This is a genomic window from Streptomyces sp. NRRL B-1347, assembly GCF_000720325.1.
Taxonomy (GTDB): domain Bacteria; phylum Actinomycetota; class Actinomycetes; order Streptomycetales; family Streptomycetaceae; genus Streptomyces.
This window is the reverse complement of the sequence record NZ_JOJM01000003.1, coordinates 445,060-459,089: the sequence shown is the minus strand read 5'-3', so window position 1 is coordinate 459,089 and position 14,030 is coordinate 445,060. Positions and strand designations below refer to the sequence as shown.

Annotated in this window: 12 protein-coding genes; all 12 read left to right on the top strand. The window is 68.2% G+C overall.

Going from position 1 to position 14,030, the window contains the following annotated elements; genetic code table 11:
• Positions 1-877 precede the first annotated feature (877 nt).
• The 12 genes from IG74_RS47680 (at position 878) to IG74_RS49085 (ending at position 14,028) form a co-directional block, all read left to right on the top strand.
• Positions 878-1,774, top strand: a complete 897-nt coding sequence (locus IG74_RS47680) for a winged helix-turn-helix transcriptional regulator (protein WP_051854528.1) — start codon at positions 878-880, stop codon at positions 1,772-1,774.
• A gap of 28 nt (positions 1,775-1,802) precedes the next feature.
• Positions 1,803-3,017: a cytochrome P450 gene (locus tag IG74_RS0104575; RefSeq protein WP_030669948.1), complete on the top strand. Its 1,215-nt coding sequence runs from the start codon at positions 1,803-1,805 to the stop codon at positions 3,015-3,017.
• A gap of 544 nt (positions 3,018-3,561) precedes the next feature.
• On the top strand, positions 3,562-3,924 hold the full coding sequence (locus IG74_RS49095) for a hypothetical protein (protein ID WP_199818778.1): 363 nt from the start codon (positions 3,562-3,564) through the stop codon (positions 3,922-3,924).
• A 1,223-nt stretch (positions 3,925-5,147) separates the two neighbouring features.
• Positions 5,148-5,708, top strand: a complete 561-nt coding sequence (locus IG74_RS0104560; RefSeq protein ID WP_158857440.1) for an SAF domain-containing protein — start codon at positions 5,148-5,150, stop codon at positions 5,706-5,708.
• A complete protein-coding gene (locus tag IG74_RS0104555) occupies positions 5,705-6,550 on the top strand; it encodes a hypothetical protein (RefSeq protein ID WP_051854526.1) in 846 nt (281 codons plus the stop codon). Before IG74_RS0104560 ends, IG74_RS0104555 begins: the two co-directional genes overlap by 4 nt.
• 155 nt (positions 6,551-6,705) lie before the next feature.
• The gene (locus IG74_RS0104550; protein ID WP_234334206.1) at positions 6,706-8,016 is read left to right on the top strand and encodes a CpaF family protein; all 1,311 of its coding nucleotides are present in this window, start codon (positions 6,706-6,708) and stop codon (positions 8,014-8,016) included.
• Complete coding sequence (locus tag IG74_RS0104545; protein ID WP_030669933.1) at positions 8,013-8,906, top strand: type II secretion system F family protein; 894 nt, start codon at positions 8,013-8,015, stop codon at positions 8,904-8,906. The genes IG74_RS0104550 and IG74_RS0104545 overlap by 4 nt, the downstream gene beginning before the upstream one ends.
• Complete coding sequence (locus IG74_RS0104540) at positions 8,903-9,799, top strand: type II secretion system F family protein (protein ID WP_199818777.1); 897 nt, start codon at positions 8,903-8,905, stop codon at positions 9,797-9,799. The genes IG74_RS0104545 and IG74_RS0104540 overlap by 4 nt, the downstream gene beginning before the upstream one ends.
• A 172-nt stretch (positions 9,800-9,971) precedes the next feature.
• On the top strand, positions 9,972-10,421 hold the full coding sequence (locus tag IG74_RS0104535) for a TadE family protein (protein WP_267885540.1): 450 nt from the start codon (positions 9,972-9,974) through the stop codon (positions 10,419-10,421).
• Positions 10,418-10,864, top strand: coding sequence for a TadE/TadG family type IV pilus assembly protein (locus IG74_RS0104530; RefSeq protein WP_030669925.1), 447 nt, complete (start codon positions 10,418-10,420; stop codon positions 10,862-10,864). The genes IG74_RS0104535 and IG74_RS0104530 overlap by 4 nt, the downstream gene beginning before the upstream one ends.
• Positions 10,861-11,301: a pilus assembly protein TadG-related protein gene (locus IG74_RS0104525; RefSeq protein ID WP_037824371.1), complete on the top strand. Its 441-nt coding sequence runs from the start codon at positions 10,861-10,863 to the stop codon at positions 11,299-11,301. Before IG74_RS0104530 ends, IG74_RS0104525 begins: the two co-directional genes overlap by 4 nt.
• Before the next feature lie 12 nt (positions 11,302-11,313).
• Entirely contained in the window at positions 11,314-14,028 is a 2,715-nt protein-coding gene (locus IG74_RS49085) for a BTAD domain-containing putative transcriptional regulator (protein WP_078868567.1), read from the top strand.
• The last annotated feature ends 2 nt before the right edge of the window (positions 14,029-14,030 follow it).

Below are 14,030 nucleotides of genomic sequence, written 5' to 3'. Positions count from 1 at the left end.
CAGGGGTGGAGTACCGGACGTACGGTAGGCGGGAAGCGAGGCGTCGATGCCATTTCTCGGTATGCGAGGTTCTTCCTGAGACATCAGAGTTTTGAGGCATGAATTTCCCTAACCGGCTGTGTCTGTGCGGCTCGGCAAGCCCGCGGGTGCAGCTGCACCGGCCTGACGCGGTGAGGGCGGGCGCGTGAGCTTAACGGGCGTGGCTTCTACTTGGCTTCCCTCTGGTCAAGTTCCTTGGCAACCGTCAGCCAGTGATGAGCGCATGCCTCAGCAGCGTCAGCCACTGTCGGAGCACGGTGTGCAGGCACGCAGTCGATGAGCCTGCGCCACCGCCTTTCGGTGAGCGACGCCTGGCTGATCAAGAGCTGCAGCAGTTCTCGCCCGGCGTCAGTGCGCATGGAGGGATCACTGGCCATGCTGCATAGTGCGCGCTTGAACCGGGAAGCCGGTGCTGCTGCGAGGTAGCCAGTTCTCCTCGCGCGGCGCTTGGCCTTCTTCGGAGAGGAAGCCTGCTGCGCTTCCTCTTTCAACTTGCGTACTCCTGAAGGCAAGGGGCCCTCCCTTCTCTTGATCCTTCCTGACTTCCTCTCGATATCAAGACGGTGATGTTCCCCATCCGCTGTCACGCATGGCGCTACTTTCGCTGGATCTTTGGGTGGTGCTGGGGGCGGACGCCATCTCCGCACCGTCCTAAGTGCTACACCGTCGGAGCACTCTAACTTCAAAGCCAGTGCCAAGGGGTCGGCGAATTCCAGCCAGCAGCGTTGGCGCAACCCGTGGGCGTGGGCGGCATCGAGATTTCCCTCCGCGCTCCTATGCTTCCCCTCGCCGGGCGGAGCAGGATGCGCGGGCACGGCTCGCTCAAGGGGGTAGGTCATTGCTGAACGAAGAGCTCCGCCACCTGCGCGGAATCGGGATGGCTATCGAGCTCATACGAAACAAGTGGACGTACGCCGTGCTCGTCGCTCTGCTGGATGGGTCGATGAGCCCGACGGAGCTTCTGGTGCACATAAACAAGGGTAATGTGCGCAATGCGGACTTGCTGAACGAATGGGTACTTCACGAGAAGACCTTGCTCGAAACGCTGCGGCGACTGGAGGGCGAAGGGCTGATCGTGCGGCAGCAGTTGGTTGAGCCGCAGGTGAAGAGCGCGGCTCGAAGGTTGACGTCCATGTCTGAGGAGCTGCTGGAGGCGCTTCACGAGCCCGCGGTATGGGCGACACGTCATGCAGACCTTCTGCTGGCCAATCTGCGGGTTCGCCGGGGTGTGGGCAGCGCGGGTCCAGCACCCGCACGCCGACTGAAGTTCGAGGGCGGCAAGCGCACGCCGAGTCAGGAGCGTTGGCGCAATCTCGGCGTAGCCCTCACGATGCTCCGCCTGCGCTGGAGCTTCTCGGTCATCGCGAGCCTGCGCAACGGACCCATGCGTCCTACGGAGCTGGCTCTGGTGATCAACGAAGACGTTGATCGCGATCGCCACATCACCGGCCGCCGTCATCTGTCGGACAAGGTGCTGTGGGGCACCCTGCGTCGACTGTCCACCGACGGTGTGATCGAGCATGAGGGGAGAGGGCCGGGGTTCGCTTCTGCCGCTCACTGTTCGCTGACCGACTCGGGGCACGACCTGTTGGTGGCTCTCGCTCCCCTGGGCGTCTGGGCGGTGCGCCATGAGGAGTGGCTAGTCGACATCATGCGAGCCCGTCTTCGTCGCTCCGGGAATCCCTCGGCTGATCGGCAGTCACCTGACGGGTCATCAGGTACAGTGGCGTGGTGAACTCGACCGTTGCAGTCAGGAGTTGACAATGGGCAAGGAGGCTGAGCCTCACGCAGAGTTTCCGTTCGCGCCCCGGGCGTACGGCGGCCCCCCAGATGAGTACGCCCAAAGGCGCAGCAGCTGCCCGCTCGAGCCGATCGTGTTGCCGAGCGGTGACGAGGTGCTCCTGGCCACGACGTACGAAGACATCCGGGACGTGCACGCCGACACGCGCTTCACGCGCAACCTTCGCTACCCGGGCGCCCCTCGCCTGCTCGCAGGCCGTGACATCCCTGATGATCCGCACGCCCTTGTCAACATGGACCCACCGGAGCACACTCGGCTCCGGCGCATCGTGCAGTCGGCCTTCACGCCGCGACGAGCCGAGGGGTGGCGACCGCGCATTCAGGAGCTGGCCGACGGTCTCCTCGACGCCGTCATCGCGGGCTCCCCGCCGGTCGACTTGCTCGACTCCTACGCCCTCCCTCTCCCGATCCACATCATCTGCCGGCTGCTGGGCGTCCCTGAAGAGGACAGCCCGCGGTTCCGGGCGTGGTCGGACGTGTTCCTTTCCACCAGTACGGCTACTGCTGACGAGCGTGCGCGGGCCGGTGCGGAATTTGCCGCCTATACGGACGCGCTGATAGCAGACCGCCGCAGGAACCCGGGCGCGGATCTCCTCGACGAACTCATCAACGCCCACGATGCGGAAGACCGGCTGAGCGAGGGCGAGCTGGCCCGCATGGTCCGAGGGCTGATCATCGCGGGACACGAAACCACAGGGCACGTCGTCGGCCGCGGCGTCCTCACCCTGCTGCGCCATCCTGATCAACTGGCCGAGCTCCGGCAGAATCCGCAACTCCTTCATGGGGCCGTCGAGGAGATCCTCCGCACGGAGGTACCCGGGCACGGAGGTCTGCTGCGCGTGGCCACCGAGGACCTGTCGCTGCCGTCCGGTGGCACGGTGCCCAAGGGGCAGGCTGTTCTGGCGCCAGTGGTGGCCGCCAACTACGACCCGCAGCAGTTCGCCGCCCCGGACGAGTTCGACATCCACCGGAGTGCCGAGAGCAGGCATCTCGCGTTCGGGCACGGCCCCCACTTCTGCCTGGGGGCCAACCTCGCGCGCGTGGAACTGGAAGTGGCGATCGGCTCGCTCGTCGAGCGTCTTCCTGGGCTCGCTCTAGCAGTTGCGCCCGAGGGCCTGAAATGGACGACTGGCAGTCGCATCTGCAGCCTCGTTGAACTTCCCGTCACCTGGGAGTGAGGGCGGCCCCAGATGGTCGCGACGTCGCCAGGCCGTTCCTGCAGTGCGGCCGCAGCATGACTGGATTCTCGTTCGCCAGGCTGGTGTAGGGGGCGGCCGATCCTTGGGGTCTCGGCCGTCCCCTGCATGGCATTTATCGCATTCCATGCGCATTTCCTCGATCGAGGGCCTCGTACTCACTTCGAAGTCGGTCCGCAGGCCCACCTTGCGCTGAGGGGGCGCAGCCGGAGTAAAGGTGGATGCGTCGGTGTACGCATGTGCGTCCGGCATGAGCCTGTGTTGTTCATGGGGTGATGTGACCATGGTGACCGGAGAGAGTTGCCGACGAGGCGAACGTCGCCTCAGATGCACTGGGTTGAGCGCTGCGGCCCTTCTCTTCCTTGGAGGATGCAGCAGTTCGTCCGCCACGAAAGCGCCTGAAAGCGTCGACTCGGGTGGCGCCCAGACTCCGAGCAGGAAGTTGTCGACAGCCTCACGATCGGCGTCGACCGCAGACACGGCACGAGAGCAGGCGGCCGAAGCCTATCTGGGCATGTGGCGCGACATGGCGGACGCGGCAAGGACCTCCGACTGGAAGTCTCCTCGGCTCGCCCGATACGCGACAGGCGAAGCACTCAAGGCGATCACGCGTGGAATGTACGCCGACCACCGGAACGGCCTGATCACTAAAGGAAGGCCGGAGAACTCCCCGAGGGCCACCAAACTCGCCCCAGCGTCCGATCCCACCACGGTGGTGATCACGGACTGCGGTGATTCCACCCACTGGCTGAAGTACCGCATGCAGAACGGAAAGTTGGCGGACGACGAACCCGGTGGCCGCCAGTCCATAACGGCTGAGGTGAAGAAGCAGAAGGGCGGCGGGTGGAAGGTCACGCGGTTCGCAGTCTGGGAGGTCGGATCGTGCTGAGGCGGACCAGGGCCGTGGTCGTCATGACCGCCACCCTGATCGTGGCGAGTGGTGTTCCTGCACTGGCCGACCCAGGGTGGGGGAGCGTCGACTGCTCGCAGAACCCGCACCCGGGGTGCGACCTGGAAGCCGGAAAGGGCGGAAGGAGCGGGCGGGAAGTTCCTGAGTCGGAGGGGCACGGCCTCGGGCCCCACCTGCGTGGCGGCAGGAGTGGCGGCGGCCGAGAGGGAACCGGTGAGCGTGACCCAAATCTGGCTCGTTGTGCCTACGAGCGCAGCGACTACGAGGCGCCCGGGCCGGTGGCCAACGCATCGTTTCAGGAGTCTGCCGACACTGGCGCACCGAGCGCCGCACGCGCCGTGTGGGAATCGGAAGCCCGGCTCAGCCCGGCAGGGCAATCAGCCGACCACACTCCAGGGAGGAAGGGTGCTTGGTACGTCTACAAGTGCTCGTCGAACGGCTTCCGGGATGCCTTCTACCGGCCGCCGGTGTGGATTCCGGACGCTGCTCAGGAGGGCCGCGTCGGACCCGTCACGCCCTCGCCCGCCCAGGTGGCGCGGCGTGCCCGCAGCCAGCTCCGGCTTCCCAACGTAAGAATCCGCACCAATCCGTCCGATGAGCAGCTGGTCAATCTTCCGACATGGCTCTGGGTGGCCCGTAGGGCCTGGCGGCCGGTGTCGGCGACGGCCTCCGTGCCCGGGGTCTCGGTGACGGCGGTGGCACGGCCGAGCAAGGTCGTCTGGAAGCTGGGCGACGGCCGGTCGGTGACGTGCCGCGGACCGGGGACCCCGTACGCCGCCGACGCGCGCGGAAAGAGGCGCGCCTGGGGGCCTGGTGGTTCGTCGCCGGATTGTGGGCATACCTACCGCTCGTCATCGGCCGGCCAGCCCGGAAACGCGTACGCGGTGTCGGTGACAGTCCACTGGACGGTCAGCTGGTCCGGCGCAGGGGAGAGCGGGGTCTTTCCCGGCATGACCACCACGGCGAACGCCCGATTCCGTGTTGCGGAGAGCCAAGCGCTGAACAGCGAGGGCTGAGGGCACCGCGAGTGTTCGATCGACGATGTAGAAGGAGGGCGGCTGATGAGCACCCGGCTACGCGCGCTCGGGAGTTCCGGCTCCATGAGTCAGAAGTCCCAGAGGAGGGGAGGGTCCGATGCCGAGCGGGCCTCGTCGCGGGTAGCCGGGACCTCCCGGCGGCGCGTTCCGTATCTCCTGATCGGCGTGCTGCTGGTCCTTGGTTGCGCAACCGGTGGAGTGCTGCTCACGCTGAGCCTGGGGGACCGTGAGCCCGTGCTGGTGCTCCGGCGGTCCGTGTCCGTCGGCCAGGAGCTGGAGGGCGCGGACCTGAGGGAGGCGAGCATTGCGCGCGGCGGTGGGCTCGACGCTGTGGCCGCCGACCAGCGTGGGGCTGTTGTGGGTCGCCGGGTGGCCTACAGCTTGCCTGCCGGGATGCTGTTGACGAAGGGCTCTCTTGGTAGCCCCGAGGTGCCGCCCGCCGGGCGAGCTGTCGCGGCGGTGGGGCTGAAGACGGGGCAGTTTCCTACCGGTCTGCAGGCCGGTCATCGCGTCGAGGTCGTCACCACTGCCGACGAGGACGCGACTGGTGGTCCGTCCTCTTCCGCTGAGTCCTGGGCGGCAGTGGTCACTGCGGTTCGGATTGACAACGACGATCAGTTGACCGTGGTGACTTTGGAGCTGGGTGAGGACCAGGCTCGTGAACTGGCCGCCGCGCAGGAGGGAACACTCCGCGTGGTCATGGTGCGGGGAGGTGGAGGGCGGTGACTCTGGTGGCGCTGTGCAGCCTGAAGGGCTCGCCCGGGGTGACGACCACCGCGCTCGGGCTCGCCAGTCACTGGCCGACGGGGCAGACTCCGGTGGTCGTCGAGTGTGATCCAGCAGGCGGTGATGTACTGGCGCGTTTCCGGCTCGGCCTCTTTCCCGGTCTCGTCAGCCTGGCCGCCGCGGCACGCCGAGCAGACGACCCTGACTTGCTGTGGCAGCACATCCAACGACTTCGGGGTGGATTGAGAGTGGTCGTCGGGCCGCCCGGAGCGGAACAGGCCCGTGCGGCGCTGGAGCAGCTCATCCGCGATGGAGAGACCCTGCTGCGAGGCCCGGCGGAGCGGGCAGGGACGGTTGTCATCGCGGATTGCGGTCGGGCCGAGGCGCACTCATTGGCGATGCCGGTCCTGCGGCAAGCCGACGTCACGCTTGTGCTCGCGCGAGCCCGTGACGATGCATTGGCGCACGTGGCCGTGGAGGTGGACGCACTTCGGGGCTGGTCGAGTGAGCCTGTCTTGGTGCTGGTGGGAGACGGCTACGGAGCGGACGAAGTGACCAGCGAACTGGGCATTACGGTGCTGGCCAGGCTCCCTGAAGACCCCCGCGGTGCGGCACTCCTGCGAGGTACTGCGGGGCGCCGAGCAGCCACCACCCGCTCGGCGCTCGGAAAGGTCCTGACGTCCGTGGCCAGGCAGTTGGCCGAGCGGGGGCTGAGGGCCTCGGAGCAAGTAGAGGTGGACGTTACGGTGGAGGAACTCGCCGCTCCCTCGCTCCGCTTCACCCTGCCTGCTGATGGGCGGCCCGTGCGTCCTGCGCCCTCCACCGACGGAGCGACGCCATGAACGGCTTCGAGCGAGGAACGCCGCTGCGAAGAGGCGGCACCGCAGGCTCGACTCCCGTGTCCGTCGAGTCGAGTGGTGGAGGGGCCGGGCCCCAGCAAGGTGGAGGCGTGCCCGACCCGGCCGGGCTCCCCGGCGGGCGCATGTACAAGGATCAGATGACTGAGCAGCTGCGGCAGCGGCTCCGTCAGCGGGTCTCCGCGCAGCTCGCCGAGCACGTCCAGGCCCGTGAGGCAGCCGGGCAATCTCAGTGGCCGGAGGTCGAACGGCGTGCCGCGGCCGAAGTGATCCTCGCCGACGCAGCGGAGGAGCACGCCCGGGAGCAGCTGACCAAGGGCCGCCAGGTCACGCCGCGCGAAGTCGAGCAGCAGGTGGTTCAGGCGGTGCTGAACGAGGTCTTCGGCCAGGCCGGACTGGAGCCGCTGCTCCGCAACCAGGACATCGAGAACATCAACATCAACGGCGACCGGGTCTTCGTGCGCTACGCGGACGGCCGCCGTGAGCAGCTGCCGCCCGTGGTGGGCTCGGACGAGGAACTGGTGCAGCTCATCCGGGGCCTGGCTGCCCGCTCGGGGGTGCAGGAGCGTCGCTTCGACCGCGGTAGTCCAGGAGTGAGTTTCCAGCTTCCCGGTGGCGAGCGGGTCTTCGCGGTGATGGCGGTGACCACGCGGCCATCGGTGTCCATCCGCCGGCATCGCTACCAGACCGTCTCGCTCGGCAAACTGCGCCGCCTCGGCACCGTCGACCGCGATCTGGAGGCATTCCTGGGCGCGGTGGTCAGGGCCCGCAAGAACCTCCTGGTCACCGGCGGCACCACCATCGGCAAGACCACGCTGTTGCGCGCCCTGGCCGCGGAGATCCCGCCCTGGGAACGTCTGATCACCGTCGAGGACGTCTTCGAGCTCGGCCTGGACGCCGACGTCGTGACCCACCCGGACGTGATCGCGATGCAGGCCCGCGAGGCCAACATCGAGGGCCAAGGTGCCATTACTCAGGCCGAGTTGGTCCGGTGGGCCCTGCGAATGTCCCCGGACCGCGTCATCGTCGGCGAAGTCCGAGGCCCCGAGGTGATCCCGATGTGCAACGCCATGAGCCAGGGCAACGACGGCTCCATGGCCACCCTGCACGCCTCCACCAGTCGTGGCGCGTTCACCCGGCTCGCCGCGTACGCCGTCCAAGGGCCCGAACACCTGCCCCTGGAAGCCACCAACGCGCTCGTCGCCTCCGCCTTGGACTTCGTCATCCACCTGGAACGGCCGCGCGGTGAGCCTGGCAAGCGCGTGGTGTCCTCCGTACGGGAGGTGATCGACGCCGACGGCCAGCAGGTCGTCTCCAACGAAATCTTCCGGCCCGGACCTGATCTCCGTGCCAAGCCGGGTGTGCCCGTACGCGCGGAGACCCTGGACGCCCTGCTGGCCGTGGGCCTGGACTTCGACGGGCTGAGCTTGGGCCACTGGTGGTCGCCATGAGTGTGTACGTGCCCCTGGCGGCCCTGCTCGGAGTTGGCATCGGTGTCGGAGTATTGCTGGTCGTACGCGGAGGGCACGAGCCGCCGCCAGCGACAGTCGTGCGCGCGGCACGGCACCGCCAGCGGGAACACCATGGGAGCTGGCTCGCGGGATCCCTGGCCGCGGGCCTCCTCACCGGAGCGTTCACCGGCTGGGTAGCCGGCGGGCTGCTGGCTGCAATGGCGACCTGGTCCCTGCCACGGATGCTCGCCGTAGGAGCGGTCGACAAGGAAGAGCTGGCCAGGATCGAGGGAGTGGCTGGCTGGACCGAGATGGTGCGCGACACCTTGGCCGCGGCCGCGGGCCTGGAACAGGCCATCACAGCCACCGCGGACGCGGCGCCGAAGGCCGTGCGTCCCCAGATCCTGGAGCTGTCCGCTCGCCTGGAGCGGGGCGAGCGCCTTGCGCCAGCCCTGAGCCGTCTCGCCGGAGACTTGGACGACCCGACGGCCGATCTCGTGCTCGCCGCCCTTACGCTCGCATCGCAACATCAGGCCCGTCAGCTTGCCTCGCTGCTCGGAGAGCTCGCGGCTACGGCCCGGGCGCAGGTCGCCATGCGTCAGCGGATCGACGCCGCGCGAGCACGGATGCGCACGACCCTGCGCGTCGTCGTGACGACCACGCTCTCCTTCGCCGGCGGCCTGGTCGTGTTCAACCCCACGTTCCTCACCCCCTACGACGCGGCCGCCGGGCAACTGGTGCTGCTGCTCATCGGCGCTCTGTTCACCGTCGCGTTCTCCTGGCTGCGCCGACTGGCCCGGATGGACGGCCCTGAGCGTTTTCTGGTCTCTCGGGACGGCTCCGCCACCGCTGAGAGCGACCCGGCCGGACGACGGGAGGCGTCCTCGTGACCGCCACCTTCGCTGTGCTGGGTATGGGGGCCGGTCTGGGCCTCTGGTCGCTGCTGGTGTGGCTGCGCCCGCCCAGCCCGAGACTGTCCGACCTCATGGCCCGGCTGCACCCCGAGCCGCAGCAGCAGCCTCTGCTCCTTCCGCCGACCGGTGGCTGGGCGGTCCGTGTGAGTGCTCCGTTCACCGCTGCTTTGCGGGCGCTTGGGCTACCGCACCAGGAGAGCGAGAAGGACCTGGCCATCACCGGGCGCTCGGCGGACGCACACCTCGCGGAGAAGGCCGCACTCGCCCTGGTCGGCCTCCTTCTGCCCCTGGCCGTCGATCTTGTACTTGTCACCGGAGGCAGGGCACTGCCGTGGCCCGTGCCTGCATCCCTCGCCCTCGCCCTGGCGGTGGGCGGCTTCCTGCTTCCCGACCTGACCGTACGAGCCCAGGCCCTGCGCCGCAGAGAGGCCTTCCGTCATGCCCTCAGCGCCTACCTGAACCTCATCCACATCCTGCTCGCCGGAGGCTCAGGCATAGATGCCGCTCTGCATGACGCCGCGCAGACGGGTCACGGGTGGGCATTCCAGCAGCTGCGCCGCGCACTCAACACCGCGCGCCTCTCCCGCAGCTCGCCCTGGACCACCCTGAGGCAGCTCGGGGAGGAGCTGGACGTCACCGAGCTGACGGAACTCGCCGCGGCGCTCTCCCTCGCCAGCACCGAAGGCTCGAAGATCCGTGCATCGCTCGCAGCGAAGGCTGCCGCGCTGCGCAGCCGGGACGGGGCCGCTGCCGAAGGCCAGGCCAACGCTGCCACCGAACGCATGGCCTTGCCCGGCATGCTCATGGCCTTCGGCTTCGTCCTGTTCGTCTTCTATCCGGCCCTCACCCAGATCACCGCTTCACTATGACGCCCCCACGACGCTGAAGGAGACTGACCGTGTCCCTGCACCCTTTCTCTTGGACCTGGCGAGGCCGACTCGGGAAAGCCCTTCGCGCTTTGGCCCAGGACGATCGAGGTATGACCACCGAGCACGTCATCTGGATCGCCTTCGGCGCCGCCCTCGCCCTGGCCGTGACAGGATTGTTCGGCCCGGACATCATGGCCGCGGCGCGCAGCGTCCGCTTCCGCTGAGACGCCTGGCGCGACGCTACGACGAAGGCGGCACTGTCACCACGGAGATGGTGATAGTCATGCCGCTGATCCTCACCTTCGTACTCCTCCTCGCCCAGACCGCCTTGTACATTCACGCCGTTCACGTCGCCCAGACCACCGCATCGCACGCCCTGGCGGCCACCCGCGTCCACACCGGTGACGAAGCAGCCGGCCGACGTGCAGCGGGCCGCGTCCTCGACCAGCTCGGCCGCGGCCCGCTGCGCGGCACCCGGGTTGCGATCGACCGTCGTGCCGAGCGTGCCGAAGTACACGTACGCGGGACCGCCACCAGCGTCCTGCCCCTTCTGCGACTGCCTATCCGGGCCCGTGCCGTCGGGCCGATCGAGAACTTCGAACCTGGGGTGAGCTCGCCATGAGGCGCCCACGGTACGACGGCGGTTCCGCGACGGTCGAACTCGTCCTCACCATCCCCGTGTTGGTCCTGATGCTGTGGTTCCTGGTCTTCTGCGGGCGCATGACCGACTCCCGGCTGCGCATCGAGGACACTGCCCATCAAGCCGCCCGTGCGGCCAGCCTGGAGAGAACGGCATCCGCAGCCACCTCTCGTGCTCGCACCACTGCTGCCTCGTCACTGAGCGAGGCCGGCATCATCTGCCGGTCCCTCGCCGTCACCACCAGTGGCAGCGTGCAGCCCGGTGCGTCGCTCACGGCCAAGGTCACCTGCCGCGTCGACGTGCATGACCTGGCGCTCCTGCACGTCCGGGGCACACAGACCCTCCAGGCGGACTTCACCGCACCAGTCGACACCTACCGCGGCATCGCAGGCACGACGGCCGCCCGGGGAGGCGAGAACTCGTGACGCACCGCGGTCTCCAGCGCGCTCGTTCACGCCGCGACGAGGGGCAAGTCGCCGTCTTCGTCGTTCTGGTCACTGTGGCCGTGGTCATGTTCGCCGGTCTCGTGGTCGACGGCGGACTCGCCCTGGCTGCCAAGGTCCGCGCCATCGGCGAGGCCCAGGAAGCGGCTCGCTCGGGAGCACAAGCCATCGACTTGGCCGCCTACCGGAACAACGGATCCGTGCGCCTGCTCCCGGCTGAGGCTCGTCGCCGGGCCCACGAGTACGTGGCCGCCACCGGCGACACCGGGAGGGTGAAGACCACGACGAGCACGGTCACCGTGACGATCACCGCGCATCAGCGCACGCAGTTCCTCGGTCTGCTTGGCTTGGACACCCTCACTGTCACCGCGACCGGGACCGCTCACCCCGTTCAGGGAGTCGAAGCACCAGAACGGTAAGCAGGTGCAGTCATGGCCGCACGTCACGTCACCTCGGTCGGACACCACCGGAACGGGCACCCCGCAATGCTGCTGGTGCGCGGTGTGCTGGCCGGAGCTCTCTTGATTCTGCTGATCGCCGGAATCCCTTGGGGCCTGTTGCGGTACGTCGGCTGGCCACTGCCTGATCGCGTGCCCGTCGGCGAGGAGATCACAGCCGCACTCGCCTCACCGATGAGCACGTCACTTCTGCTGAACACGTTGGCGTGCCTCCTTTGGGCGGCGTGGGCGTCCTTCGTCGTGGACGTCCTGCGCACGGCGGGTGAAGCCGCGCAAGGGATCACGCGGTCACCTCGCCGACCCGAGAACGGGTCTGTCCACACGATGGCCACGGCGCTGGTGGGAGCCGTCGTTCTGGCGCTGTTGCCCTATCGGGATCCACACCTCGCAGCCGCCTCGCACCGGCGCCCAGCGGCCGTCTGCATGCCCGTCGGTGAGGTACGTACAGCGTCGTCGACGGAGGACTTGGGTGAGGAGGGCCTGTACTCAGCGGGTGGACGGCCGAGGACCGTCGTCGTCCGCGCACCACACGATGGCGTGCATGAGAGCCTCTGGCGCATTGCTGAGCGACATCTGGGCGATGGCAGCCGCTGGCCCGAGGTCTACGCACTGAATCGTGGACGTCCCCAGCCGGATGGCCGCACCCTCGTTCAGCCTCACCTCATCCGGCCCGGCTGGATCCTCCGTCTGCCCAATACCCCAGCCGACCCCGACGGGGACCGCACCCCCGAGCGGGACCGGGAACCTCCAACGCCCTCGTCTCCGCCCACTTCAGGCGGCGGACCTCAGTCTCCGGCACCGCCGCACGAGCCATCCACCCACGGGCGCGACGGATCAGGAGCCGAGCCCGGCCTCGACCTGCCCAGTGGTGCGTTCATCGGGGCCGGGCTGACTGTGGCCGTGGCTGCCGCTGCGGCTGTCGTTCTGCGGCGACGCCGAATCCGCTATCAGCCGGGCAGTGGCGAGCGAAGCGATGTACGCCTTGCGCCGGTCGTGCGCGCCCTTCGTGCGGCGAGCGAAGAGCTGCGGCCCGAGGCGGACGACTCCACCAGCGCCACAGCACCGCCTGGCAGCCAGGGCGGCGACGGCAGCCGGGCGGAGGGCTTGAAGCAGCGCTCCGCTGAACCGACAGGCCAACGTGTCATCGGAACGAAGGAAGGCCAGGCCCTTGCATGGGACTTGGCCCGCAGCCGCGGGCTGGGGCTGGCTGGGCCGGGCGCCCTCGATGCCGCCCGAGCACTGCTGATCCACCTCCTGGCCGAGCACCACGCGACAGCGCAGCGCGGAGCGGAGCTCGTGATTCCCCTGAAGGATGCCCGCCGACTCCTAGGGACCAACACTGCGCACGGCACACAACCCGCCGGACTCCACATCGTCGCGACCCTGGACGAAGCACTGCACATGATCGAGGCGGAACTCCTCACACGCACCCGCCTGGCCGAAGACCCGGACCGACTCGTCGGTGAGAAGCCCGGCGAGGTGGTGCTCCTCGCCACGCCCTCGCCAGCGGAGGAGGGGCGGCTTCAATCCGTCCTCGACAGTGGGTCGGTGGTCGGCGTGTGCGGCATTCTCCTCGGCCAGTGGCGGCCCGGAGAGACACTTCGCATCGACACCGACGGCAGTGTCGCGGCGGCCAGCGGGCCGCACGCGGTGCCCTTCAACGGGGCACGCCTGTTCACACTCCCCGCCACTGACACGCAAGACCTGTACGACCTCCTCCTCGGAGCAGCAACTGCTCCTCTGACAAAGGACCATGAGTCACATCGGGACGTCGAAGCACCCCCAGCGGCACCTCCTGCACGCCCTGAAGTGCAGTCCCAAACATCCCAGGGGCCTGTTGCAACCCCGCAGCCCCAAGGGCATGGTGGCCGACCCTGGCAGTCCAGACATCCGGAGCAGAGAGCTCTGCGACTCGTCGTACTTGGACACGTGCGACTCACCTATCAACCGCAGGGGCCAGCCGGCCTAGTAGAACTCACCCAGGCGCTGGCACCGAAGCAGCGTGAAGTCCTTGCCTACCTCGCCCTGCACGAAGACGGAGCCCGACGCGAGGCCCTGACAGCGACGATCTGGCCCGACGCACCCCGCGAGCGCCCCTACAACAGCCTCCACGCGACACTGAGCCAACTACGCCGAGCGCTGCGTCTGGCCACACACGACGAGATCGCCGACATCCCTACGCACACCGGTACGCAGTACGTGCTCAACAGCGAGCACCTGACCGTTGACCTTTGGGAGTTCGAGCAGGCGGTACGTGCCGCACGTGAGCCCGGCATCGACGAAGCGGCGCACGAGGAGAGCCTGCGCCAGGCAACGCGACTCTACGTCGGCGACTTCGCGGCGGAGCTCACGGCTGAATGGCTCCTGGCGCCCCGTGAGGCCCTGCGTCGGGACTACTTGGACGCCGTGAGCGCCCTCGTGCACATGCGATGCGGCACCGACCCTCGAGAGGCACTGGACCTGCTCGAACAGGCCCGTGTGCTGGACCCGTACAACGAGGCCATCTACCGCGACATCGCGCGGATGCAAGCACGAATGGGGCTGTCCGACGCTGTCTCGCGCACGTTCGACCTTCTCCGGCGAGCGTTGGCGGAGCTGGGGGAGTCGCCGAGCCGTAGCGCGGTCGACTGGTACGAAGACCTGCAGTTCGGGCAGTTCCAGGAGCACCCAGGCGGGCAGGCAGAGTAAGG

Coding starts and splice junctions, on each gene's coding strand:
- IG74_RS0104575 (WP_030669948.1), top strand. CDS start 1,803: ATGGGCAAGGAGGCTGAGCCTCACGCAGAGTTTCCGTTCGCGCCCCGG.
- IG74_RS49095 (WP_199818778.1), top strand. CDS start 3,562: ATGGCGGACGCGGCAAGGACCTCCGACTGGAAGTCTCCTCGGCTCGCC.
- IG74_RS0104550 (WP_234334206.1), top strand. CDS start 6,706: ATGACTGAGCAGCTGCGGCAGCGGCTCCGTCAGCGGGTCTCCGCGCAG.
- IG74_RS0104545 (WP_030669933.1), top strand. CDS start 8,013: ATGAGTGTGTACGTGCCCCTGGCGGCCCTGCTCGGAGTTGGCATCGGT.
- IG74_RS0104530 (WP_030669925.1), top strand. CDS start 10,418: ATGAGGCGCCCACGGTACGACGGCGGTTCCGCGACGGTCGAACTCGTC.
- IG74_RS49085 (WP_078868567.1), top strand. CDS start 11,314: ATGGCCGCACGTCACGTCACCTCGGTCGGACACCACCGGAACGGGCAC.